Genomic DNA, 23540 nt, shown 5'->3' with positions numbered 1-23540 from the left:
CCGATTAGGCTCACCGAACGTGCCGACCGACCCGACCCATGACGCCGCCGATGCCGAACTGCTGGCGGGGGCCTGGGTTGCGCTGAACAGCTACGGCGATGTGCTCCGCGATATCGGTGCGGTGTTCGCCGCCGCCGGCCACGACCTGTACCTGGTGGGCGGGAGCGTCCGCGACGCGTTGCTGGGGCGGCTGTACTCGGATCTCGACTTCACCACCGACGCCCGTCCCGAACAGATGCAGAAGCTGCTCCGCGGCTGGGCGGATGCGTTGTGGGACACCGGTATCGAATTCGGCACCGTCGGCGTGGGCAAGGCCGGGCACCGATTCGAGATCACCACGTTCCGGGCCGACAGCTATGACCAGGTGTCGCGCAATCCGCAGGTCCGTTTCGGCGACACGCTCGAGGACGACCTGGTGCGCCGTGACTTCACCGTGAACGCGATGGCGGTGCGGATCACCGCGGCGGGGCCGGCCGAGTTCCTCGATCCGCTGGGCGGGCTGGCGGCCCTGCGGGACCGCGTGCTCGACACCCCGTCGGCCCCGCAGGTGTCCTTCGGCGATGATCCGCTGCGGATGTTGCGGGCGGCGCGATTCGTGTCACAGCTCGGATTCGCGGTGGCGCCGCGGGTGCTGGAGGCGCTGCTGGAGATGGCACCACAGCTGGGCCGGATCACGGCGGAGCGGGTGGCCGCCGAGCTGGACAAGTTGCTGCTGGGCGCCGATCCGGTGGCCGGCGTCGACCTGATGGTGCAGACCGGCCTGGGTGCGGTGGTGCTGCCCGAGGTCGGCGAGATGCGGATGGCCATCGATGAGCATCACCAGCACAAGGACGTGTACTGGCATTCGCTGACGGTGCTGAAACAGGCCGTGGACCTCGAAGCCTCGGGCAACCCCGATCTGGTGCTGCGGTGGGCGGCGCTGCTGCACGACATCGGCAAGCCCGGCACACGCCGCCACGAACCCGATGGGGGAGTCAGCTTCCATCACCACGAGGTGGTCGGCGCGAAGATGGTCCGCAAACGGATGCGGGCGCTGAAGTACTCCAAGCAGATGGTCGACGACGTGTCGCAGCTGGTGTACCTGCATCTGCGCTTCCACGGTTACGGCGACGGCCGGTGGACCGACTCGGCGGTGCGCCGCTACGTCACCGACGCGGGTCCGCTGCTGGACCGGCTGCACAAACTGGTCCGCGCGGACTGCACCACCCGCAACAAGCGCCGGGCGGCGCGGCTGCAGGCCAACTACGACGAGCTCGAGGCACGCATCGCCGAGCTGGCCGCGAAGGAGGATCTGCAGCGGGTGCGGCCCGACCTGGACGGCAACGCCATCATGGAGATCCTCGGGATCCCGCCGGGCCCGCTGGTCGGCAAGGCGTGGAACCACCTCAAGGAGCTCCGGCTGGACCGCGGGCCACTCGACCATGACGAGGCGATCGCCGAACTTCACCGCTGGTGGAACGCGCAGCAGTCCTGATGCGTCTGAACAGGCATGGACTATTGCCTGGGTGACGGGGCCGGCGGCGCGCAGATCTGGACCGCCGACCCGACCGTCGATGTGGACGGTGACGGGGTGCTCGACGCGATCGGGTTGGACCTCGATGGGGACGGCCGCCCCGATGACGCGCTGGCCGATCTCGACGCGAGCGGGTTGGCCGATCACGCGGTGCACGACCGGGACGGCCCGGCGCCGGCCTACTTCACCGATGACGGATCGGGCACCTGGGCGGTGGCGATCGATCGGGCCGGACAGCTGCGCTGGTTCGGCCTGGACGGGGTGGAGGCGACCGGCGGACCCATGGTGGATTTCGACGGAGACGGCCACACCGATGACCGGTTGCTCGACGTCGACGCCGACGGGCTGGCCGACCGGGTGCTCGGCCACCACGAGGGGACGGCTACCGCCTACGCCGATCGCGACGGTGACGGCAGCTGGGATGTGCAGTTCACCGATGCCGACTCCGACGGCGCCGCGGACTCGGCTACCGATCTGAGTTGAGTCGTAGCAACTCGGCCGCCTCGTCCTGGTAGGCGTGCTCGGCCCAGCCCTGGGGTGTCGCGTCGAACCGGCCGTCGCGCAGGGCCGGGTCCGCGCCGGCGTCGAGCAGCTGCCGGATCAGCGTGAGGTCACCGGACCACGCGGCGTGGTGCAGGGCGGTGGCGCCGCCGGCGTCGCGGGCGTTGGGCTGATCGGGGAGTCGGGGAAGCACGGGATCGACTCCCGAGATATCGATACCGTGCCGGGCGAGCAGGGCCAGCCGGTCGGTGAAGCCGTTCTCGGCCGCCCAGGACACCTGCCGCTGCCACATCTGCGCGCGGGTCTCCATCGCCTCACCGAGCCGCCGCTCCCACGGGCTCGGACCCGCGTCGGCGAGACCGTGGGCGAACAGCAGCTCCAGGTGCGCATCGTCGGGCCGGAACATCCGGTTGTAGAGGGTCTGCTGGTCGGCCGGATGGGCCCCGCGGCGCAACAGCAGCTCGGCCAGATCGGCGGCGAGCGGATGCCGCGGCTGCCGGCGCGGCCCCTGTTCACCCTCGCCGAACACCCCGGTCAGCACGGTGAACGGGGTCGCCATCCCGCGCCATAGGAAGCCCGCGTTCGGGTCGGCGCCGGCGTCGAGCAGCAGCGCGGCCGCGGCCAGGCTGTCGTGTTGTGGCGTTCGTGCGTACGCCAGATACATCAACGGGACCCAGCCGTGCGGACCGCCGGTGGCCCCGGCCAGTGCCGGGTTCCGGCGCAACAGGGCGGACAGCGCCCGTGGATCTGCTGCCGCGGCGGCGGCCCACACATGGTGTTCGATCAGGCTGGGGTCGGCGCGCAGGAGTTCGGCGGCGGCCTGCCGGCGGGGCGGGGCGTCGGCCTCGTCGTAGCGCAGCGTGGCCAGCGCGCAGAACCGGTCGGCCGGATCGGCGGCGGTCTCGTCGAACCGGGCCGGGTCGACGCTCAGTTCCGCGGCGGCCTCGAGGTAGTGCACGAGTGCGGGCCACCCGCTGAAGCCGTACTTGCGGGCGACGGTGAGGTGCGCATCGTGCAAGGCGAAGCGATCGCGGCCCAGTGCGGTGTCGGGTTGGGGATGGTGCTCGCGGACCAGCGCCAGTGCGGCCGGGTCGGAGATGCCACGCTGCAGGCGCCGGGCTTCATCACGCAGCCGGGTGAGCGAGGGATTGTCGGGCAGGCAACTGGCCATGACGGCCTCCTCTCGATAGCCCGTGGTCCGCGATGCCGGGCCGAGAAGAGGTCATCGAATGGCAACTGCAGCAGGGAGGCTGAGCCTCTTCGAGCGGACGTCGGGCGGTCCTGCGCGCCCGACGGGGATGCTACCCCCGGCCGGCCCCGGGCGGCCCGGCAAACGCCTGCGCAATGGTCAGCCACTTCTGCGCATCGGGGCCGACGGCCACCACGTCGAGTTCGTGCGGCGGCCTTCGCTGGGTCACCAGCATGCAGAAGTGCTCGGCCGACCCCGTCACGGTCTGGGCGGCATCCTCGGGTCCCCACGACCACAGCTCGCCGTCCGGCCCGCGCAGTTCCACGTGAAACAACTCCGCCGGCGGGGTGAGCCCGTGCACAGTGAAAGCGAAATCTCTTGTGCGCACGCCGATATGGGCAACCGAGCGCAGCCGGGCGGTGGCCGGCCGCCGGACGCCGAGTGCGTCGGCGACATCCAGCCCGTGCGCCCAGGTCTCCATCAGCCGTGCCGTGGCCATCGACGGCGCGCTCATCGGCGGGCCGAACCAGGGCAGCTTGCGGCCGTCGGCGACGCTCAGCAGCGCGTCGTGCAGCGCGGCCCGGTCACGGCGCCAGGAGGTGAGCAGCTCCGCGGGCGGGGTGAGCGCCAGCTCCTCGGCGCCGGCGTCGACGAACCCGAGTGGATCCTTGGCCGCCGCACCGAGCACCGCGGCGAACGCGTCCTCATCGGTGACGGATTTCAGCGACACCCGGTCGGTCCACCACAGGTGGGCGATCTGGTGCGCGACGGTCCACCCGGGGGCCGGTGTCGCGGTCCGCCAGCCGGCGTCGGGCAGGTCGGCCACCAGGGTGTCCAGCGCATCGCTCTCGGCGCGCAGATCGGCCACCATCGGCTCGGCTCCAGCCATGGCTGAACTCTAAACCGGGGAGGCCCGCCGTCCGATACCGGCGTGCGCGGCGAAGCCCAGCAGATAGAGCACCGACCCGACCAGCACCAGCGGCACCGACCGCCCGTCGGCCGGGATCACCATCGCCGCCCCCGCGATGGCGGTCACGAACGTCACCCAGAACAGCGCGTCCTGGACGGTGAAGACATGACCGCGCAGCGCGTCGTCCACATCGATCTGCATGGCGCTGTCGGCGCACAGCTTCACCACCTGACCGGCCGCGCCCAGCACGAACCCGCAGCCGATCATCACCGGCAGGTACAGCCACGCGGCGAACAGCTGGACCACGGCGGCCAGCAGCAGCGCGCCGTTCGCGGTGCGGTATCGGCCCCAACGGCCGACGGCCCACGGGGTGATCACCGTGGACAGGAACGATCCGGTCCCCGTCGCGGCGACGAAGACCACCGCCGTGCCCAGGCCGAGGCCGGCGACTTGATGGTCGCCGGTGTGCCGGACGATCACCAGCACCAGCAGTGTGTTGATCCCGAACACCATCCGATGTGCGGCCAGCCCGCTGAGCGTGGCGGCCACCGTCGGGACCGCGGCGACCGTCCGGATGCCGTGCACCCAGCCGGTGGACACCGCGTAGGCGGCCGATCCGTGCACGGCGCGGGCGCTGTCGTCGGGGCCCAGGACATGGGGGGAGAAGCGCACCGAAAGCCCCAGCGCGAGAGCCACGGGCGCGGCGGCCAGGAAGATCACCGCCGAGGCGGCGGCGTCGTCGGCGCCGAGCAGCCAGCGCGGCAGCAACATGAAGTTGGCGCCCACGAACGTTGCCAGCGCGCCCGTGGCGGTCGCCACCGAGTTCATCGTCAGCACCTTGTCGCGGGGCACCACGTGTGGCAACGCGGCCGACAGACCGGAGGACACGAAGCGGGTGAACCCATTGACGATGAGTGCCCCGAACAGCAGCACCAGATCGCCCGAGCTGACCGCCAGCGCCGCACCGACCGCGAGTACCAGCAGCAGCCTGCCGATGTTGGCGCCGATCAGGACCAGGCGCCGGTCCCAGCGGTCCAGCAGCGCCCCGGCAAACGGGCCCAGGGCCGAATAGGGCAGGAAGAGCACGGCGAATGCACCGGCGATCGCCCATGGATCGGCGGCGCGTTCCGGGTTGAACAGGATGGCCCCGGCCAGCCCGGCCTGGAACAGTCCGTCGCCGAACTGGCTGACCGCCCGCAACTCCAGCAGTCGCCGGAACTCGGGCAGGCCGCGCACGGCCTGCCAGGTTCCCGGCGGATTGCGGGTGTCAGTCATCAGATCAGATCCTGTCCGGGCCGGGACTGCGATCGGCACCCGAATCAACAGTACAAATATCTCGGCGGGCCGCTTGTTGTTCGCCGCTGCACGGGGCTGCTGGTGACATGATGGACCAGTGGGACAGCCCGAGGAACCGGAGGATCATGTCACTCCGACGGCACCGCGTGTGCGCGCCGGAACCCTGCTGCTCGCCGACACCGACCTGCTCGAGCCGACGTTCCGGCGCAGCGTCATCTACATCGTCGAACACAACGAGGGCGGCACCCTCGGGGTGGTGCTCAACCGGCCCAGTGAGACCGCCGTCTACAACGTGCTGCCGCAGTGGGCGAAGCTGGCGATCAAGCCGAAGAGCATGTTCATCGGTGGTCCGGTGAAGCGTGATTCGGCGCTGTGCCTGGCGACCGTGCGGGTCGGGGTGGACATCGCCGGGTTGCCGGGCGTGCGGCATGTGCAGGGCCGCGTCGTCATGGTCGATCTGGACTCCGATCCCGACCAGATCGCTCCGGCGCTCGAAGGGGTACGGATCTTCGCCGGGTACTCCGGGTGGACCACCGGCCAACTGGAGGGCGAGATCGAGCGCGACGACTGGATCGTGCTCTCGGCACTTCCCTCGGATGTGCTCGTGGAACCGCGGGTCGATCTGTGGGCCCGGGTGCTGCGCCGTCAGCCGCTACCGCTGTCGATGCTGGCGACGCACCCGATCGACCTCAGCCGCAACTAGAGCGACCGGCCGAATCGGCGGGCGACAGGGTGCACGACACACAGGATCCGGCGCAGCCGCCGCCCTCCTCGCGTCGCGCCTGCTGCTGAGCTTCCTTGGCCGCGACCACTTTCGCGCTCTGCCAACAGCCGGCCGCGACGGTGCCGACCGCCCCGATGACGCAGACCACCAGCACCAGCACACCCATCTGGGCGGGTGCCGACAGCGCGACGACACCGCCGGCCGCCAGCATGGCGGCGGCGGCGAACTGGGTGGGCGCGACGGCGCGCAGCACCTGGCGCACCGGGTCGGCCGCGTACGGACGGTTCAGTGACCAGGTGGCAACACCGGCGGTCGCCACTGCCACGCACAGGCAGAGCACCGCGGCGATGAGCATCTGCCAAGGATACGAGGCAGCGCGGGCAGCGGTCAGCCGGGGAGGCCGATTGCCGGGGCGAGCACCGCGGCAGGGGATGTTCCCGCCATGCTGACCGGCACGGTGGCTCCGGCCGCGGGTGCGGCGGCGGGAGCTGGAGGCGTCAGCGCGGCCGGGGCCGGAGCGGGCGCCGCGACGGGTGCGGCCACCCGGAACCCATTGACGATGGCATCGGTGGCGGGTGCGGCGGCGACCGACTGCGATTCGGCGGTCGTCACCGACAGCGACACCAGGTAGCGATCGGTACCCGAGGTCGCGACGATATGTCGCCGCGAGGTGTTCAGCGTCATGTTGTTCTCGCGGAAGGTGCCCTCGATGATCGACGTGGGCACCCCGCCGATCTCGGCGATCGATCCGCCAGTGGCCCGCCAGGCGGTGAGCTGCTGACTGTCGACGAACCCGTGCCGGATGGCCTCGCGGGGATCAAAATCGCCGACCAGCTTGTACACCACCACCTGCGCGTTCGACGTGTACAGCCCGTCGCCCCCGACCCGGTCGGCGATCACCGCGAAGGCGTCGGGCACATTCGGGTCCGGGACCTGGGTCCAGCCGGTGGGACGCGGCAGCACGATGTTGAGTGCGGTGAACCCGCTCGGGGTCTGGGGCTCCATCGCCACGTTCCTGCTGGACAGGTAGTCGCGGATGGTGCCTGCCGGGTTCGGCGACAGCGGCACGGACACCGGGCGGGGGATGGCAGCGGTGGTGGTGGTGCCGGGCGGCGCGGCGGCCGGCACCACACCCGCCCCTGAGGCGGGTACGGCGGCGGGCCCGACGGGCTGCGAGGGCCCGGGGACGGCGGGCGCGGCCTGCGGGGTGACGGTCACGGTCTGGGTGACGGTGGCGGGGCCCGGTGGCGACGGCTGCGGAGCGAGCGGCTCGGCGGCGGCGGTGGGGCCGGTCAGGCCCACCACACCGGCGAAACCGGCGACGGTCCCCGCGAGCAGAATCCGCCAACGGTACGAGGTCTCGTTCATCTGACGCCGGTCCTTCCGAGTAGCACGTGCCTGGGTCAGGGGCCGACTGTAACCAGCTGTGGTTCAAGGTCACCAGGGCCGGAACAGAGCTGCAACCGTGCGGTGAGCGGGCTGCAACGGAACCGATACCAACCCGTGGCCGAAGCGCTCGCGAACGGCGCTTATACCCTGTTTGGCGTGACAGAACCCTCCGCCGACGCAGCCGCCGCCGACGCCGACGCCCCGAGCCACCGCTACAACGCGCAGCTGGCCGGTGAGATCGAGCAGACCTGGCAGCAGCGCTGGCATGTGCTGGGGACCTTCCATGTGCCCAACCCGGTCGGCTCGCTGGCGCCCACCGACGGCTCCTCGGTGCCCGCCGACAAGATGTTCGTACAGGACATGTTCCCCTACCCGTCGGGCGAGGGTCTGCACGTCGGGCACCCGCTCGGCTACATCGCCACCGATGTGTACGCGCGCTATTTCCGGATGACCGGGCGCAACGTGCTGCACGCGCTGGGCTTCGACGCCTTCGGTCTGCCGGCCGAGCAGTACGCGGTGCAGACCGGCACGCACCCGCGGACCCGCACCGAGGCCAACATCGTCAACTTCCGGCGTCAGCTGGGCAGGCTCGGGCTGGGCCATGACTCGCGGCGCAGCTTTTCCACCACCGATGTGGACTTCTACAAATGGACACAGTGGATCTTCCTGCAGATCTACAACGCGTGGTTCGACACCGAGCGCAACCGCGCCCGCCGCATCGACGAGCTGATCGCCGAATTCTCCTCCGGGTCGCGGCCGCTCGCCGACGGCCGGGCCTGGCAGGACCTGTCGGCGGGCGAGCGCGCCGACGTCGTGGACTCTTATCGGTTGGTCTATCGCGCCGACTCGGTGGTGAACTGGTGCCCGGGGCTGGGCACCGTGCTGGCCAACGAGGAGGTCACCTCCGACGGCCGCAGCGACCGCGGCAACTATCCGGTTTTCCGGAAGCGGTTGCGGCAGTGGATGATGCGCATCACCGCGTACTCTGACCGGCTGCTCGACGACCTGGACGTGCTGGACTGGCCGGACAAGGTCAAGGCCATGCAACGCAACTGGATCGGCCGCTCCACCGGGGCCGAGGTCCGCTTCGCCACCGAGGCCGGTCCGATCGAGGTGTTCACCACCCGGCCCGACACCCTGTTCGGCGCCACCTACATGGTGCTGGCCCCCGAACACGAGCTCGTCGACGCGTTGGTCGCCTCGCAGTGGCCCGCGGGTACCGACGACCGGTGGACCTACGGTGCGGCGACCCCGGCCCAGGCGATCGCGACCTACCGGTCCGATATCGCGGCCAAGTCGGATCTGGAGCGCCAGGAGAACAAGTCCAAGACCGGTGTCTTCACCGGCGCCTACGCCACCAATCCGGTTAATGGGCAGCAGATTCCGGTGTTCATCGCCGACTATGTGCTGGCCGGCTACGGCACCGGCGCCATCATGGCGGTGCCCAGCGGGGATCAGCGGGACTGGGAGTTCGCCACCGCGTTCGGGCTGCCCATCATCGAGGTGGTCACCGGCGGTGACGTCAGCGAGGCCGCGTACGGCGGCGACGGTGAACTGGTCAACAGCGACTACCTCAACGGCCTGACCGTGGCGGCGGCCAAGGAGGCCATCATCGCGCGCCTGGAAGCCGACGGCGCCGGCCGGGCCCGCGTCGAGTTCAAGCTGCGGGACTGGCTGTTCGCCCGCCAGCGGTACTGGGGCGAGCCGTTCCCCATCGTGTACGACGCCGACGGCCGGGCCCACCCGCTGCCGGAATCGGCTCTGCCGGTGGAACTCCCGGACATCCCGGACTATGCGCCGGTGATGTTCGATCCCGACGACGCCGACAGTGAACCGTCGCCGCCGCTGGGCAAGGCCACCGAATGGGTGAACGTCGAGCTGGACCTGGGCGACGGCCTGCGGTCCTACACGCGCGACACCAACGTGATGCCGCAGTGGGCCGGAAGCTCCTGGTATGAACTGCGGTACGCCGATCCGCACAACCCGGACACGTTCTGCGCCAAGGAGAACGAGGCCTACTGGATGGGCCCGCGCCCGGAGATCCACGGCCCGAGGGATCCCGGTGGCGTCGACCTGTATGTCGGTGGCGTCGAACACGCGGTGCTGCACCTGCTGTATTCGCGGTTCTGGCACAAGGTGCTCTTCGACCTGGGGCACGTCAGCTCCAGTGAGCCCTACCGCCGGCTGGTCAACCAGGGCTACATCCAGGCCTTCGCCTACACCGACGCGCGCGGCTCCTACGTGCCCGCCGCCGAGGTCATCGAGCGGGACGGCGCGTTCTGGTATGAGGACCAGCAGGTCAACCAGGAGTTCGGCAAGATCGGCAAGAGCCTGAAGAACTCGGTTTCCCCGGACGAGATCTGCGATGAGTACGGCGCGGACACGCTGCGGGTGTACGAGATGTCGATGGGTCCGCTGGAGGCGTCGCGGCCGTGGGCCACCAAGGATGTCGTCGGCGCGCACCGTTTCCTGCAGCGGGTCTGGCGCGCGGTCATCGACGAGACGACCGGTACCGAGCGGGTCAGCGATGACGAGCAGGTCTCCGAGGACACCCTGCGCGCGCTGCACAAGACGATTGCCGGGGTGGCCGAAGACTATGCGGCGCTGCGGAACAACACCGCGGCGGCCAAGCTGATCGAGTACACCAACCACCTGACCAAGGAGGGGGTGACCGCTCGGGCGGCGATCGAGCCGCTGGTGCTGATGGTCGCCCCGCTGGCGCCGCACCTGGCCGAGGAACTGTGGCGGCGGCTGGGGCACGAGGGCTCGCTGGCGCACGGACCGTTCCCGGCGGTGGACGAGCGCTACCTGGTGGACGACACCGTCGAGTTGCCGGTCCAGGTCAACGGGAAGGTGCGCGGCAAGATCACCGTCGCCGCCGACGCCGACAAGGCCGCGCTGGAAGCCGCGGCGCTGGCCGACGAGAAGGTGCAGGCCTTCCTGGCCGGTGCCACGCCGAAGAAGGTCATCGTGGTGCCCGGACGGCTGGTGAACTTCGTCGTCTGAGTTGCGATGTGTGGAGTCGCAGTCGGAACGAGTCCGACGAACACTCCTCACATCGCAACTGGCCCGAAGGTGGGGGCGGACCTCGCCGTTGGGCTAGTTTCTGACCCCGATGTGCACGTATTCGACTTTGCGCATACGGACGCGCGGATACTGGATGGCAGGGCCGCGGCGTGGCGGCGGAAATCCTGTCTGCGAGAACGACATACGGTGACAGCGGCCCAGTCTGGAGCGCGCAATGTCCGATAACCGGATCGTCGTCTACAAGGGACCCGGCCAGGTGGCCGTCGAGACGCTGCCCTACCCGAAGCTCGAGGTTCCCGGCGAGGTCGCCGACGCGATGGGCATGACCCGCAGGGCGGACCACGGCGTCATCCTCAAGTGCGTGTCGACCAATATCTGCGGCTCGGACCAGCACATGGTCCGCGGCCGCACCACCGCGCCGGTCGGTCAGACCCTCGGCCATGAGATCACCGGCGAAATCGTCGAAAAAGGTTCGGACGTACAGTTTCTCGAAGTCGGTGATATCTGCTCGGTACCGTTCAACATCGCCTGCGGGCGGTGCCGCAACTGTCGTGAGGGACAGACCGGTATCTGCCTGAACGTCAATCCGGCTCGCGCCGGTTCGGCCTACGGTTACGTCGACATGGGCGGCTGGCTGGGCGGTCAGGCCGACTACGTGATGGTGCCCTTCGCCGACTTCAACCTGCTGAAGTTCCCGGACCGCGACGCCGCCCTGGCCAAGATCCGCGACCTCACCATGCTGTCGGACATCTTTCCGACCGGCTACCACGGCGCCAAGACCGCGGGCGTCACCACCGGTTCGACGGTGTACGTCGCGGGGGCGGGTCCGGTGGGTCTGGCCGCGGCGTACTCGGCGCACCTGCTGGGTGCTGCCGTGGTGATCGTCGGCGACCTGAACGCCGACCGGCTCGCGCAGGCCAGGTCGTTCGGTTGCGAGACCGTCGACATCAGCGCCGACGCCACCCTGGAAGACCAGATCGCGGAGATCCTGAACACCAACGAGGTCGACTGCGCCGTCGACGCCGTGGGATTCGAGGCCAGCGGGCACGGCCAGGGGGCCGGTGAGCAGCCGGCCGCGGTGCTGAACTCGATCATGAACGCCACCCGGGCGGGCGGCTCGCTGGGCATCCCCGGCCTCTACGTCACCGGCGACCCGGGCGGCGCCGATGACGACGCCAAGCACGGCACGTTGAAGGTCCGGCTGGGTCTGGGCTGGGCCAAGAGCCACAGCTTCTACACCGGCCAGTGCCCGGTACTGAAATACAACCGAGGCCTGATGATGAGCATCCTGCACGACAAGGCGCACATCGCCGATGCGGTGAACGCGACCGTCATCGGGCTTCAGGACGCGCCGGAGGGGTACGCCGCCTTCGACTCCGGGGTGGCCCAGAAGTTCGTGCTGGACCCGCACGGGATGGTCCCGGCTTAGGTACCGGGGCGGACCGTGATCTCGTGGACGGAGCCGTCGCGTGGGGTGTTCACCGCCTGCGCGACGAGCCCGCCCACGGTCTCGGCCCGCAGAAACCTCGCCGGGTCATAGGTTCCACCCTCGTAGGCGACGAGGTCGCGCTGCATCTCCGAGTCGGTACGGCCCGGGAAGATCGAGGTCACCCGCAGCGACGGCTCGTCGGCGCGCAGCGAGTCGGCGAATGCCCGCAGCGCGAACTTGCTCGCCGAGTATGACGCCATGCCTGCCGAAACCTTCTGGCCTGCACCGGAATTGATGAACACCACCTGCCCGCCGGCGGCGCGCAGGGCCGGCAGCAGCGCCAGCGTCAGCGCGACGGCGCCGGTGACATTCACCTCGAAGCTGGCCCGCCACTCGTCGGCGGAGGACTGCGCGACGCTGCCCGGGAACAGCACCCCGGCGTTGTGCACCAGGACGTCGAGTTCGGCCAGCGGTTCGGCGGCGGACTCGATGGAATCCTGGTCGGTGAGGTCCAGCGGCCAGGTCGGCGCGCCGAGGCGTTCGGCCAGCGCGTCCAGGTGGGCGGATGGGCGGCCGGCCAGCAGCAGGGTGTGCGTGGGGGCGAGCGCGGCGGCGACGGCCGAGCCGATCCCCCCGCCGGCGCCGGTGATCAGGGCAGTGGGCACAGGAGAAAACACTACCGACACTGCACGCTGGGCCGCGGCGTCGCATTATTGATGCGATGCCACCGGACCCAAGCTTCGCCCCCACCCAGCTCGCAGCGCGCGCGGCCTACCTGTTGCGCGGTAATGACCTGGGTGTGATGACCACTGCCGCCCCGCTGCTCTACCCGCACATGTGGAGCTGGGACGCCGCGTTCGTCGCGATCGGGCTGGCCCCGCTGAGCGTGGAGCGCGCCGTCGTCGAATTGGACACCCTGCTCTCGGCGCAGTGGGGCAACGGGATGATCCCGCACATCGTGTTCGCCAACGGGGTGGACGGCTACTTCCCCGGTCCCGCACGCTGGGCCACCTCCGCGCTGGCCGAGCACGCGCCGCGCACCCGGCACACCTCCGGGATCACCCAGCCGCCGGTGCATGCCATCGCGGTGCAGCGCATCCTGGACCGGGCCAAGACCCGCGGACGCTCCACCCGGGCGGTCGCCGAGGCGTTCCTGGACCGGCGCTGGGATGATCTGGTGCGGTGGCATCGCTGGCTGGCCGAGTGTCGCGACCTGCGCGGCCAGGGCCGCATCACGCTGTACCACGGCTGGGAGTCCGGGATGGACAACTCCCCGCGCTGGGACAGCGCCTACGCCAATGTGATTCCCGGCATCGTCCCGGAGTATCAGCGCGAGGACAACAAGATCAACACCGACTCCACCCAGCGGCCGTCGGACACCGAGTACGACCGGTATCTGTGGTTGCTGGAGGAGATGAAGACCGCCCGCTACGACGATGAACTGCTCGCCAAGACCATGAGCTTCGCCGTCGAGGACGTGTTCGTCTCGGCGATCTTCTCGGTGGCGTGCACGGTGCTCGCCGAGATCGGTGAGGACTACAAGCGCTCCCCGGCCGACGTGCGTGATCTGTACGCCTGGGCCGACAAGTTCCGCGCGGGCGTCGTCGACGCCACCGACCAACGAACCGGCGCGGCAAGGGATTTCGATGTCCGAGCGGACAAGTGGGTGGCCACTGAGACGGTCGCGCAGTTCGCTCCGCTGCTGTGCGGTGGGCTGCCGCACGACAAGGAACGGGCGCTGCTGAAGCTGCTGGACGGTCCGCGTTTCAGCAGCCATCCGGACCTGCGCTACTCGCTGATCCCGACGACCTCGCCGGTCTCCCGGGACTTCCGGCCCCGTGAGTACTGGCGCGGCCCGGTGTGGCCGGTGACGACGTGGCTGTTCTCGTGGTGTTTCGCGCGACGCGGCTGGGCCGAACGCGCCAACGCGTTGCGTCAGGAGGGCCTGCGCCAGGCCAGCGACGGTACCTTCGCCGAGTACTACGAACCCTTCACCGGTGAGGCGCTGGGCAGCATGCAGCAGTCCTGGACGGCCGCGGCGGTGCTGGACTGGCTGGGTTAGCGGAGCTATGTGGTCGGCTGCTCGCCGAGGCGCTCCAGTGAACCGATCGCGGCGTTGAGGGTGGCCCGGTCCTCGGAGCTCAGATTGGCCAGCATGCTGGCCAGGAATGCCCGCCGCGCGTCGAGTGCCTCGCGGTGCTGGACCAACCCGCGCGGGGTCACCTCGACGAGCACGGCACGCAGATCGGAGGGGTCGCGGGAGCGCTTGACCAGCCCGAGCTTCTCCAGCCGACGGATGGCGACCGTGGTGGTGGGCGTGCGGACCCGTTCGTGGGCGGCGAGCTCGGTCATCCGGATCGGTCCGGACTCCAACAGGGTCAGCAGGATCGAGAGCTGAGCCAGCGTGAGGTCGCCGGCGCCGGTGTTTCCGGCACCACGGGTGTCCCCACGACGCAGCACCGAAAACAGTTTGGAGAGCACACGTTGCAGCTCTCCAGCCAGCTCAGCGGCCTGCGGTTCGGTCTCGACCATAATTCGCTAGTCTAACCTGTCGGTCCCTGTCAGGCTGGAACGCGCGGAAGTTCAAAGAACCTGGGACAGGAAGCGCCGCAGCCGCTCCGTCTCGGCATTCTCGAAGATCAGCTCGGGTGGCCCGGCTTCGACGACTTTGCCGTTGTCCATGAAGACCACTGAATCGGCGGCCGAGCGGGCGAAGCCCATCTCGTGCGTCACCACCACCATCGTCATACCGGTGGAACCGAGATCGGCGATCAGCTCGAGCACACCCTTGACCAGTTCCGGATCCAGCGCCGAGGTGGCCTCGTCGAAGAACATCACCTGCGGTGCCATCGCCAGGGCACGGGCGATCGCCACCCGCTGCTGCTGTCCGCCCGACAGGGTGGCCGGACGCACATCGGCCTTGTGCCGCAGCCCAACCCGATCCAGCTGGGCCAGCCCGAGCTCGCGCGCGGCATCGGGGGACATGCCCTTGAGCTTGCGCAGCGCCAGGGTCACGTTGTCCAGCACGGTGCGATGCGGGAACAGGTTGAACTGCTGGAACACCATGCCGATGCGCTGGCGCAGCTGGTCGGGGTTGTCGCCGAGCACCGACCGTCCGTCCAGCAGGATGTCGCCCTTGTCGGGTTCGTAGAGCCGGTTCAGCGTCCGCAGCAGGGTCGACTTCCCCGACCCCGACGGGCCGATGACGGCCGCCGTGCTGCCGGCGGGAACCTCCAGGTCCACACCGCGCAGCACCGCATTCGCACCGAACGACAGATGAATGTCCTTGGCGGCCAACGAGACTGCCTCAGCCATCAGATCATCTCCTCTTGGATCGGGGCGGGTTGTTTCCCGGTCCGCAGCCGCGCGTCGATCACGTTGACCAGATGGGTGAGCGGGATGGTCAGGATCAGGTAGAACAAGCCGGCGGCCACCAACGGCGACAGGCTGCCGGTCTGCGCGTTCAGGTCGCGGCCGACCTGGAACAGCTCGCGCTGGTTGGCCACCAGCCCCAGGAAGTACACCAGCGAGGACGCCTTGAGCAGTGAGATGAACTGGTTCACCAGCGCGGGCAGCACCCGGCGGATGCCCTGCGGGATGATCACCAGCTTCATCGACGACGAGTAGCTGAATCCCAGCGCGCGGGACGCCTCCATCTGTCCGGTCTCCACGCTCTGGATGCCGGAGCGGAAGATCTCGCCGACGTAGGCCGCCGACATCAGGCCCAGCGCGGCGATACCGAGCGGATAGGGGTTGTTCCCGGTCACGCCTCCGACGATCGGCCCGATGCCCAGTCCGATGATCAGGATGATCACCACTTCGGGCAGGCCGCGGAAGATGTCGGTGTAGACGCGGGCCGGCCACCGCAGCAGACGCGAACGCGAGATACCGGCGACGGCCAGCAGCAGGCCCAGCACCACACCGATCACGGCGGCCCCGGCGGTGAGGATCAGCGTGTTCGGCAGCCCCGTCTTGAGCAGGTCGGGGATGGCCTGGCGGTACAGGTCCCAGTTCAGGAACGAGTCGGCGAGCTGGCCCAGCACGGATCGGGGAGCCGGAGGTGCGCCCTGGTCGGTGGCCGTGGGACGTTCGGCGGCGATCGCCGCGAAGTCCGGAAGTTGCGGTGCCGGTGCAGCTTTGGAGCCGGGTTTCCAGCCCGGCGGCAGAGCCCGGGGCACCCAGTCGGTGTAGAGCTGGGACCAGGTGCCGTCGGCGATCACCGCATCCAGCCCGGCGTTGAGCGCGTCGATCAGCGGGGTGTTCTCCTTGGCGACGGCGTAGGCCACGAAATTGTCCAGGCTGAACGTGTTTTCGATGATGGTGGCCTGGTCGCCGGGTTGCACGGTGCCCACGGCCTGCTGCGACGGCGCCACCCAGGCATCGATCTGGCGGGTCTTCAGGCTGCCGTAGACGGTGTTGTAGTCCGGGAACTTCACCGGATCCAGCCCGAGGGTGTCCACGACGTAGGCCTCCTGCACGGTGCCCTGCACCACACCGATGCGCTGCCCGGCGGCCAGCTGGGAGAAGCTGGTGATCGGCGAGCCTGCCGGCACCACCAGCGAGAAGTAGCCGAAGTCGTAGCCGTTGGTGAAGCCGACCGTCTGACGGCGGGCGTCGGTGGTGGTGATCGACGAGGAGCCGACATCGAAGCGCCCGGAGGCGACCTGGGCCAGCAGCCCGGAGAAGTCGGTGCCGACGAAGTTGATCCGCAGGCCCAGTTTGTCCGCGATCGCCCGCAGCACCTCGTTGTCGAACCCGGTGAACTGGCTGGCCGCGTTGATGCAGATGCTGGGCGGGGCGTCGGACAGGGTGCCGACGGTCAGCACCCCGGGGGTGCCGAGGCCCAGGGCGGCGGTGTCGATGCCGTCCAGCGGTTCGACGCCCGCGGTGGTGTACTTGTCGGCGCCGGGGCCCTGAGCGGCGGCCGCCAGATTGGTGGGCAGCGCGCTCGCACTGTCGATACCCGGCGGGGCGCACTGATCGGCGGAGGCCGGCGCAGCCAGCCCGATTGCGCCGGCCAGCAGCGCGATCAGCACCGCAAGCACCGGGCGAAGCAACGTGGTCATCTGTAGAAAACTAGTCGCTGGGTCGCCGAGGCCGGAGCCTTCAGCTCATTTCGAACGCAAAGGGGTCCCGGGCTATCGGCCCCTCGAGCACGCCGCGGCGCACCAGTTCGGTCGCCATGATCTGCCCCATGAGATCGGCCGCCGCCGCGCAGGCCGCACGCGCCGAATCCGGGTCCTGATCGGTGATGGCGGCGGTCTCGTCCTCGTAGTGGCCGAGCAACGCCGCGGGCGCGTCGAGGTAGGCCGACCAATAGGCCCGTGGGATGAAGGTCTGCGCCGCCCGGATCGCTGCCTGCAGCCGCGGGCCGGCGTGGGCGTCGGTGACCGCCTCGCGGTACTGCCAGGCCGTCTCGTGGAAGCTGCGGGCATCACGGCTGTTGCGCAGCCCCGCGGCCAGCGCCCGCAGCGTGGTCTGCAGTTCCGGGTCGGCCTCGGTGGCCGCCCGCGCCGAGGCGATCCCGTTGAGCACCCCGTAGAGCTCGTGGTGTTCGCGCAGCACGTCGACATCGAAGCGGTGGATGAACGCGCCGCGGTGATACTGCGTCGACACGATCCCGTCGTGCTCGAGTTGCACGACGGCCTCCTGGATGGGCACCCTGCTGATGCCGAGGTCCTCGGCGATCTCGTTGCGGTCCAGCCGATCACCCGACCGGAGCTTTCCGGTGAGGATCAGGTTCACCACGTAGGTGACTACCAGGTCTTTCTCTTTGACCCCGTACTTCTTGGGCATAGCGGGTGAAGTCTCTCACGCAGAGTCCCGCCGCGGGCCGCTCTCTTTTTCAGCCGGCGGCCCGTTCGTCACGCCATGTGACCAGCGCCTCGGCGATCGACAGGTCGTAGTCGGGGCCGTTGACCCCGATGGTCAGCAGGGTGACTCCCAGGCCGACGAGCGATTCGGCGCCGGCGAGCGCGGCCTCGACGCTCTTTTCCGGCACACCGGAGGACCGCTCGATGGCGGCCGGGTCGCGGCCGACGTCGGCGCAGTGCGCGTCGAGCACCTCGGCCAGGCCGGGGTAGGTGCTCGCGTCGGTGAAACCGTGCCAGATGTGGGCGTGCTCGGCGACCAGCCGCAGCGTCTTGCGCTTGCCCTGTCCGCCGATCAGGACCGGGATCTCGCGCAGTGGAGCAGGGTTCAGCTTCGCCATCCGGGACTCGATGCGCGGCAGCGCCGCCGCCAGGTCATCGAGACGGCCACCGGCAGTGCCGAACTCGTAGCCGTACTCGTTGTAGTCCTTGTCCTTCCAGCCCGATCCGATGCCCAGGATCAGCCGGCCGCCGGAGATGTTGTCGACGGTGCGGGCCATATCGGCAAGCAACTCCGGGTTGCGGTAGGAGTTGCAGGTGACCAGCGCGCCGATCTCGATGCGCGAGGTCTGCTCGGCCCAGGCGGCCAGCATGGTCCAGCACTCGTAGTGCGGGCCGTCGGGGTCTCCGTAGAGCGGAAAGAAGTGGTCCCAGTTGAATGCGACGTCGACCCCGATGTCCTCGCAGCGGCGCACCGCGTCGCGCACCTGACCGTATTCGGTCATGTGCTGGGGCTGGAGCTGGACACCGATGCGGATGGGAAGGCTCATGTCTTCCACGTTATGCCTCAGGCGGGGTTGATGGTCGTCGCGCGAGCGCTCAGACGCCGATATTGCCGCCGTCACGCCACACCGCGACCACCGACGGTTTGGCGGTGCCGTTGCCGCCCTCGGGCCAGCGCGACAGCGGATCGTCGATGCTGTTGTCGTCGTTCTCGCCCGGATGTTGCACGCAGACCGTGACGAGATCGTCGGTGATGACCGGTCCGCAGGTCTCCGCGCCGAGGGGCACGGTGAGGAATTGCTTGGTCAATCCGCGGGTGGGCCCCTCCAGCGATACCGCGAACAAACCGTCGTTGGAGTCCAACGCATTGCCGTCGGTGGACACCCACAGGTTGCCGTGGCTGTCGAACGCCAAGTTATCGGGGCAGCTGATCGGGCTGACCTTCGTCTTGTCGAAACCGCCGAAGTAGGTGTCGGCAGCCTCGGGGTCACCGCAGACCAGCAGCAACTCCCAGGTGAAGGCGGTGCCCGCGTGGTCGTCGGTGATCTCGAGGACCTGACCGTTTTTGTTGTCGTTGCGCGGGTTGGCGGCGTCGGCCTTGGCCTTGCCCTCGGCGCCGCGGTTGGAGTTGTTGGTCAGCGCGACGTAGACCTTGCCGGTTTTCGGGTTGGCCTCGAAATCCTCGGGCCGGTCCATCTTGGTGGCGCCGGCCTTGTCGCCGGCGAGGCGGGTGAACACCGCGATCTCCTGCGCGGTCATCCCGTCGACCAGTGAATCGGCCTGCCCGTCGGCCTTGGAGCGCAGCAACGGAACCCAGGTGCCGGCGCCGGCGAACTTGCCGGAGGCGGGCAGTGTCCCGGAGCCGTTGATCTCACCGGCGGGAATGTCGCTGGACAGTTTGGCGACGTAGAGCGTGCCCTCGTTGAGGATGGTCATGTTGTGGGCCATGTCGCCGGGTCGAATCTTCTTGTCCGACACGAACTTGTACATGTAGTCGAAACGTTCGTCATCACCGGTGTAGGCGACGACGGTGCCGTCGTCGGTGACATGGATGGTGGCGGCCTCGTGCTTGAACCGGCCCAACGCAGTGTGCTTGATCGGCGGTGACGCCGGGTCCCAGGGGTTGAGTTCGACGACGTAGCCGAAGCGGTTCAGCTCGTTGGGCGTCTGCGTGACGTCGAACCGCGGGTCGAAATTCTCCCACTTGCGTTCGGTGGGTTCGACGGCCACGCCGTAGCGCTCCAGCCGTTCGGCGGCCGGCCCCGTCGGTGCGGGGGCACCCTCGGGTGCGCCGAAGTAGGAGTTGAAGTTCTCCTCACCGGAAAGAATGGTGCCCCAGGGGGTCACGCCGCCGGCGCAGTTGTTGACGGTGCCCAGCACGGTGCGACCGGTCGGGTCGGCGGCGGTCTTGAGTGCATCCGTGCCCGCGGCCGGCCCGACGATGGTGAACGGGGTGTCGGCGGTGATGCGGCGGTTGTAGCGGCCCATCACCGGGCGCAGGCCCTCGGGGGTGCGCTCCACCTCGACCACCGAAAGACCATGGGCGGCAATGGCGATCTCGAACTGCTCGCGGGTGGGGTTGTCGGCGTCGTAGCCGGGGTGCATGAACTGCTCGGTGGTGTACTCGTGATTGGTCACCAACAGGAACCGGTTCGGGGTGCCCTCGATCGGCAGCAGGCCGGCAAAGTCGTTGTTGAATCCGAACTGCTGGCGCTGAGCGGCCGCGCTCTGCCGGTTCACGTCGAAGACGGGGGCGCCGGGGAGCACCGGGTCACCCCAGCTGATCACCACCGACTGGCGGTAGCCCTCGGGGATGATCACGGCGTCTTCACTGTTGGGGGCGACGGCGGCAAAGTTCATTCCGGCCGGCGTCGGCGGCTCGGCCGGCGCGGACGCCGACGTGGACGACGTTGCGGCGGTGTCTGATCCGTTGGTCGAGCAGGCCGCCAGGGCGGAACCGGCGCCGACGGCGGCGACGGCGATGCCGGCCGCCTTGAGCGCGGAGCGACGGTTCAGCGCCTGCACGATATCGCCGAAGTACTCGTTGTCACTGGTATTGGGTGCCGGCTTCGAGCAGGCGTCGCCGCACCGGTATCGGCAGGTGACATGTTGGCGCGACGACCGACCGTGGTGTGCGACAAAGAGATTCAACGGAATAAGCGCCATGACTGGGGGATCCTTCCACCTCGAACACCGGCGTGGGCTGGACGCCGGTTCGGGGGAAAGTTACGTGAGCCGGACTAGCGGACGGCAACCAGAAGGTGAACGGCAGTCGACGGACCCGACAGTCCACTCAGCGCAATGTTTGACACGTCACGAAATGTGCTGCCGCCGGGCTGCGGGTTCGGCCTATAGTCCATCGATACCTGACGAAAGAGTCAAATATGTCGGTTCGCCGCGCTGAAGGATTCGCCGTCCGACGTTGGCTGCAACTCGGCGCGGCCTCGGCCGGGGTGGGCGCCGCGTTATGGGGGTTCTCGGTGGCGGGGCCGCAGACCGGTGTCGCGGCAGCGGACACCGGAAGCACGTCTTCGGCGTCCTCGAGCGCATCGTCGGACGGCAACCGATCGGTGCGGTCGGTCCGCACGGTCCGGTCGGCGGACGATCCACGGCGCACGCAGCGCTCGGCGGCCACGGACAAGGATGAGGAGAAACGGGCCGATCCCGACGACGTGTCCGACCTCGAGGCCGAGCGACCGAATCGCGTGGTCAGTGAGGCCCCGGCGGGAGCCGTCACCGAGACGGTGAACGTCCCGGCAGCACAGCCCATCTCGACGCCTGCGCCCGCGCCGTCGCCCACCCGGTCATGGCAGAGCCCGTACCAGCGCTGGGTGGCCCGGTCGCTGGCCGCCTGGACCACGGACAGCCTCGGCTGGATCGAGTCGCTGCAGACATCCGACCGCACCAAGCAGCAGCTGGAGGCGTCGCTCTTCACGATCCGCCGCACCTTGTTCAACCAGGCGCCCACCATCGACCCGGTCCAGATCAGCGGTGTCCTCGACGGCCCGGTCACCGGCACCCTGGCCGCCCACGATCCCGACGGTGACCGGTTGGTCTACGTCCTGACCCGGGGACCCGCTTCGGGCACTGTGCACATCGACCGCGACGGCACTTTCACTTATACCCCCGGCGAGGATTTCGACGGGGTGGACGCGTTCCGGGTCACCGCCATCGACATCGGTTTCCACACCAATCTGCTGGAACCGCTGCGGCCGGTCGGAAGTAACCCGTTGCGGTCGTTGATCAATCAGGGTGCGGTGACGTTCGCCTTCAGTTACACCGCGGGTGCCGAGCACTGGACCGTCGAGCGCCGGGAAGCGTTGCAGCGTGCTGCGGACGCCCTGATCCTCTACTTCCGCGTGAAGAAACCGGTCACCCTCAGCTACGACGTGGAGGGCGAGGACGACCGGGGCCCGCTGGCCTCGCTGGCCGGAGCCGGCAGCGACCCGGTGAGCGAGGACCCGGGCTTCTGGGACACCGTGATTCAGCTCAAGTTGCTCACCGGTGTCGATGTGAACGGCGCTGCCGCCGATGGCGAGATCAGCTGGAATTTCGGCTACGGCTGGGGGCTGGGCCAGTCGGTGGGAGCCGACGAGTACGACTTCCATTCCACGGCGATGCACGAGCTGCTGCACTCGTTCGGATTCCAGTCGGGGATCGGGGAGGCCGGTGACAACGAGGGCCGGAACTGGGTGATTCTGGACCAATTCGTGGCGACGGCTGCCGGCGACCGCCCTATCGGCCGAAACCTCAGGTGGGACAGTGATTTCGATGGCTACCTGGCCGGCCAGGACGGTGGCCTGTACTTTTCCGGGCGGCACGCGGTTGCCGCCTACGGCGGGTTCGTTCCGCTGTACTACCCGTCTCTGTGGGAGCCGGGCAGTTCGGCCCACCACACCGACGACATCACCTTCGCCGGCGAGGACCAGCTGCTGATGAACGCCATGACCGGCACCGGCCCGGGCATCCGGGTGCTCAGCGCGCTCGAGATCGGCATCATGCGGGATCTCGGCTACACGGTGGTGCCGGTCAGCCGGTGACGATGCCGCGCAGGATCTCGATCAGCTTGCGTGGCTGATCGCCCTGCACCGAGTGGCCGGCCCCCTCCACGATATGGGTTTGCCGGAATCCGGGTGCACCGTCGGCGAACGCCGCGGCGTCCTCGTCGTTGACGAAAAAGGAGTTCGCGCCGCGCACCAGTGTCGTCGGCATGGTGATGGCCGGGACGTCCTCCCACAGACCGGTGAAGGATTCCGGCATGCCCTCGCTCTTGTCGGTGGCACCCCTGCGGATGGTGTCATACCGCCAGGTCCAGGTGCCGTCGTCGAGGCGTTTGGCGTTGTGGAACACGCCGCGGCGCAACGAGTTCCGGTCGCGGTGCGGGGCGGCGGCGACGGTCACGTCGAGCATCGCCGCAAACGACGGGAAGGTCCGCTCGCCTTGCACCAGGGCGACCGCCCCGAGCTGGGCCTTCGACATCTGCTCGTGCCGCTCGGGGGCGGACGGGGTGACGTCGACGAGCACCAGTTCGGGCACGAGGGCCGGTTCGGTGGCCGCGACCCGCAGTGCGGTCAGCCCGCCCAGCGACATACCCACCACGAGCCGGGCGTCGGCGGCATGCTCGCGCAGCACGGGTTTGACGGTTTCGGCGTTGAGCTTGGGGCCGTAGTCCCCATCTTCGCGCCAGGCCGAGCGGCCGTGCCCGGGTAGATCGATGGCCAGCGCGGGCAGCCCGAGTCCGAGGATGACGGTGTCCCAGGTGTGTGCGTTCTGGCCACCGCCGTGCAGGAAGACCACCCGGGGCGACCCCGAACCCCACTTGACGGCGCTGATTTCGCCGAGGTCGAGCCGCTGCGCCGGGGGAACCTCGGTCACTCCGGCCTGTTCGGCGTTTTCGTGAAGCAGGGCGAATTCGTCGAGGTCCAGCAGTTCGTCATCGGAGATCTCGGGGAAGCTCACGAACTCTTTA

Annotated in this window: 20 protein-coding genes; 7 read left to right on the top strand and 13 right to left on the bottom strand. The window is 69.0% G+C overall.

Annotated elements, in window-relative coordinates; genetic code table 11:
- Window positions 1-19: 19 nt before the first annotated feature.
- Window positions 20-1474 carry a CCA tRNA nucleotidyltransferase gene (locus C6A86_RS29045; protein ID WP_105362169.1) on the top strand — a complete coding sequence of 485 codons (1455 nt, stop codon included), beginning with the start codon at window positions 20-22 and terminating at the stop codon, window positions 1472-1474.
- Between the two features lie 15 nt (window positions 1475-1489).
- Entirely contained in the window at window positions 1490-1996 is a 507-nt protein-coding gene (locus C6A86_RS29040) for a pullulanase (RefSeq protein ID WP_105362170.1), read from the top strand.
- On the opposite strand, the gene C6A86_RS29035 is transcribed toward C6A86_RS29040, so the two are convergent.
- The 3 genes from C6A86_RS29035 to C6A86_RS29025 form a co-directional block, all read right to left on the bottom strand.
- Window positions 1980-3185, bottom strand: a complete 1206-nt coding sequence (locus C6A86_RS29035) for an ankyrin repeat domain-containing protein (protein WP_105362171.1) — start codon at window positions 3183-3185, stop codon at window positions 1980-1982. The two genes, C6A86_RS29040 and C6A86_RS29035, sit on opposite strands and share 17 nt — an antisense overlap.
- Window positions 3186-3315: 130 nt before the next feature.
- Window positions 3316-4092 carry a TIGR03084 family metal-binding protein gene (locus C6A86_RS29030; RefSeq protein ID WP_105362172.1) on the bottom strand — a complete coding sequence of 259 codons (777 nt, stop codon included), beginning with the start codon at window positions 4090-4092 and terminating at the stop codon, window positions 3316-3318.
- Window positions 4093-4101: 9 nt separating this feature from the next.
- Entirely contained in the window at window positions 4102-5388 is a 1287-nt protein-coding gene (locus C6A86_RS29025; protein ID WP_105362173.1) for an MFS transporter, read from the bottom strand.
- A gap of 118 nt (window positions 5389-5506) precedes the next feature.
- On the opposite strand from C6A86_RS29025, the gene C6A86_RS29020 reads away from it, so the two are divergent.
- On the top strand, window positions 5507-6112 hold the full coding sequence (locus tag C6A86_RS29020; protein WP_105362174.1) for a YqgE/AlgH family protein: 606 nt from the start codon (window positions 5507-5509) through the stop codon (window positions 6110-6112).
- Here the strand turns inward: C6A86_RS29020 and C6A86_RS29015 are convergent.
- Both C6A86_RS29015 and C6A86_RS29010 read right to left on the bottom strand, forming a co-directional pair.
- On the bottom strand, window positions 6099-6488 hold the full coding sequence (locus C6A86_RS29015) for a hypothetical protein (RefSeq protein ID WP_105362175.1): 390 nt from the start codon (window positions 6486-6488) through the stop codon (window positions 6099-6101). The genes C6A86_RS29020 and C6A86_RS29015 overlap by 14 nt on opposite strands.
- A gap of 32 nt (window positions 6489-6520) precedes the next feature.
- Window positions 6521-7501 (bottom strand): LpqN/LpqT family lipoprotein, encoded by a 981-nt coding sequence (locus tag C6A86_RS29010; RefSeq protein ID WP_105362176.1) that lies wholly within the window; start codon window positions 7499-7501, stop codon window positions 6521-6523.
- A gap of 177 nt (window positions 7502-7678) precedes the next feature.
- Between C6A86_RS29010 and leuS the strand changes: the two genes are divergently transcribed.
- Together leuS and fdhA are read left to right on the top strand one after the other, a co-directional pair.
- Window positions 7679-10528, top strand: a complete 2850-nt coding sequence (leuS, locus tag C6A86_RS29005; protein ID WP_105362177.1) for a leucine--tRNA ligase — start codon at window positions 7679-7681, stop codon at window positions 10526-10528.
- A 235-nt stretch (window positions 10529-10763) separates the two neighbouring features.
- Window positions 10764-11978, top strand: coding sequence for a formaldehyde dehydrogenase, glutathione-independent (gene fdhA, locus C6A86_RS29000; protein WP_311100973.1), 1215 nt, complete (start codon window positions 10764-10766; stop codon window positions 11976-11978).
- On the opposite strand, the gene C6A86_RS28995 is transcribed toward fdhA, so the two are convergent.
- The gene (locus C6A86_RS28995; protein WP_105362866.1) at window positions 11975-12643 is read right to left on the bottom strand and encodes an SDR family oxidoreductase; all 669 of its coding nucleotides are present in this window, start codon (window positions 12641-12643) and stop codon (window positions 11975-11977) included. The two genes, fdhA and C6A86_RS28995, sit on opposite strands and share 4 nt — an antisense overlap.
- A 56-nt stretch (window positions 12644-12699) precedes the next feature.
- Between C6A86_RS28995 and C6A86_RS28990 the strand changes: the two genes are divergently transcribed.
- A complete protein-coding gene (locus C6A86_RS28990) occupies window positions 12700-14040 on the top strand; it encodes an amylo-alpha-1,6-glucosidase (RefSeq protein WP_105362865.1) in 1341 nt (446 codons plus the stop codon).
- A 5-nt stretch (window positions 14041-14045) separates the two neighbouring features.
- Here C6A86_RS28990 and C6A86_RS28985 read toward each other — a convergent pair whose 3' ends face one another.
- The 6 genes from C6A86_RS28985 to C6A86_RS28960 are packed head-to-tail and all read right to left on the bottom strand — an operon-like array spanning window position 14046 to window position 20737.
- Window positions 14046-14510 carry a MarR family winged helix-turn-helix transcriptional regulator gene (locus C6A86_RS28985; RefSeq protein WP_105362864.1) on the bottom strand — a complete coding sequence of 155 codons (465 nt, stop codon included), beginning with the start codon at window positions 14508-14510 and terminating at the stop codon, window positions 14046-14048.
- Between the two features lie 51 nt (window positions 14511-14561).
- The gene (locus C6A86_RS28980) at window positions 14562-15293 is read right to left on the bottom strand and encodes an amino acid ABC transporter ATP-binding protein (RefSeq protein WP_105362863.1); all 732 of its coding nucleotides are present in this window, start codon (window positions 15291-15293) and stop codon (window positions 14562-14564) included.
- Window positions 15293-17044 (bottom strand): ABC transporter substrate-binding protein/permease, encoded by a 1752-nt coding sequence (locus C6A86_RS28975; protein ID WP_105362862.1) that lies wholly within the window; start codon window positions 17042-17044, stop codon window positions 15293-15295. The genes C6A86_RS28980 and C6A86_RS28975 overlap by 1 nt, the downstream gene beginning before the upstream one ends.
- Window positions 17045-17084: 40 nt before the next feature.
- Window positions 17085-17774, bottom strand: coding sequence for a GntR family transcriptional regulator (locus tag C6A86_RS28970; RefSeq protein WP_105362861.1), 690 nt, complete (start codon window positions 17772-17774; stop codon window positions 17085-17087).
- A 49-nt stretch (window positions 17775-17823) separates the two neighbouring features.
- Window positions 17824-18618, bottom strand: coding sequence for an LLM class F420-dependent oxidoreductase (locus tag C6A86_RS28965; RefSeq protein ID WP_105362860.1), 795 nt, complete (start codon window positions 18616-18618; stop codon window positions 17824-17826).
- Between the two features lie 49 nt (window positions 18619-18667).
- Window positions 18668-20737 (bottom strand): PhoX family phosphatase, encoded by a 2070-nt coding sequence (locus C6A86_RS28960; RefSeq protein WP_105362859.1) that lies wholly within the window; start codon window positions 20735-20737, stop codon window positions 18668-18670.
- A 218-nt stretch (window positions 20738-20955) separates the two neighbouring features.
- Here C6A86_RS28960 and C6A86_RS28955 point away from each other — a divergent pair, with 218 nt between their 5' ends.
- Window positions 20956-22611, top strand: a complete 1656-nt coding sequence (locus tag C6A86_RS28955; protein WP_105362858.1) for an Ig-like domain-containing protein — start codon at window positions 20956-20958, stop codon at window positions 22609-22611.
- On the opposite strand, the gene C6A86_RS28950 is transcribed toward C6A86_RS28955, so the two are convergent.
- Complete coding sequence (locus C6A86_RS28950) at window positions 22601-23530, bottom strand: alpha/beta fold hydrolase (protein WP_105362857.1); 930 nt, start codon at window positions 23528-23530, stop codon at window positions 22601-22603. The two genes, C6A86_RS28955 and C6A86_RS28950, sit on opposite strands and share 11 nt — an antisense overlap.
- Between the last annotated feature and the right edge of the window lie 10 nt (window positions 23531-23540).

The organism is Mycobacterium sp. ITM-2016-00316 (assembly GCF_002968335.2).
In the GTDB taxonomy this organism is placed as follows: Bacteria; Actinomycetota; Actinomycetes; order Mycobacteriales; family Mycobacteriaceae; genus Mycobacterium.
The sequence above is the reverse complement of the archived record's forward strand: the minus strand, read 5'-3'. Positions and strand labels throughout refer to the sequence as shown.

Bases quoted from the DNA above. Each gene is read 5' to 3' on its own strand.
- C6A86_RS29040 (WP_105362170.1), top strand. From the start codon at position 1,490: ATGGACTATTGCCTGGGTGACGGGGCCGGCGGCGCGCAGATCTGGACC.
- C6A86_RS29035 (WP_105362171.1), bottom strand. From the start codon at position 3,185: ATGGCCAGTTGCCTGCCCGACAATCCCTCGCTCACCCGGCTGCGTGAT.
- C6A86_RS29030 (WP_105362172.1), bottom strand. From the start codon at position 4,092: ATGGCTGGAGCCGAGCCGATGGTGGCCGATCTGCGCGCCGAGAGCGAT.
- C6A86_RS29025 (WP_105362173.1), bottom strand. From the start codon at position 5,388: ATGACTGACACCCGCAATCCGCCGGGAACCTGGCAGGCCGTGCGCGGC.
- C6A86_RS29015 (WP_105362175.1), bottom strand. From the start codon at position 6,488: ATGCTCATCGCCGCGGTGCTCTGCCTGTGCGTGGCAGTGGCGACCGCC.
- C6A86_RS29010 (WP_105362176.1), bottom strand. From the start codon at position 7,501: ATGAACGAGACCTCGTACCGTTGGCGGATTCTGCTCGCGGGGACCGTC.
- fdhA (WP_311100973.1), top strand. From the start codon at position 10,764: ATGTCCGATAACCGGATCGTCGTCTACAAGGGACCCGGCCAGGTGGCC.
- C6A86_RS28990 (WP_105362865.1), top strand. From the start codon at position 12,700: ATGCCACCGGACCCAAGCTTCGCCCCCACCCAGCTCGCAGCGCGCGCG.
- C6A86_RS28985 (WP_105362864.1), bottom strand. From the start codon at position 14,510: ATGGTCGAGACCGAACCGCAGGCCGCTGAGCTGGCTGGAGAGCTGCAA.
- C6A86_RS28980 (WP_105362863.1), bottom strand. From the start codon at position 15,293: ATGGCTGAGGCAGTCTCGTTGGCCGCCAAGGACATTCATCTGTCGTTC.
- C6A86_RS28975 (WP_105362862.1), bottom strand. From the start codon at position 17,044: ATGACCACGTTGCTTCGCCCGGTGCTTGCGGTGCTGATCGCGCTGCTG.
- C6A86_RS28970 (WP_105362861.1), bottom strand. From the start codon at position 17,774: ATGCCCAAGAAGTACGGGGTCAAAGAGAAAGACCTGGTAGTCACCTAC.
- C6A86_RS28965 (WP_105362860.1), bottom strand. From the start codon at position 18,618: ATGAGCCTTCCCATCCGCATCGGTGTCCAGCTCCAGCCCCAGCACATG.
- C6A86_RS28960 (WP_105362859.1), bottom strand. From the start codon at position 20,737: ATGGCGCTTATTCCGTTGAATCTCTTTGTCGCACACCACGGTCGGTCG.
- C6A86_RS28955 (WP_105362858.1), top strand. From the start codon at position 20,956: ATGTCGGTTCGCCGCGCTGAAGGATTCGCCGTCCGACGTTGGCTGCAA.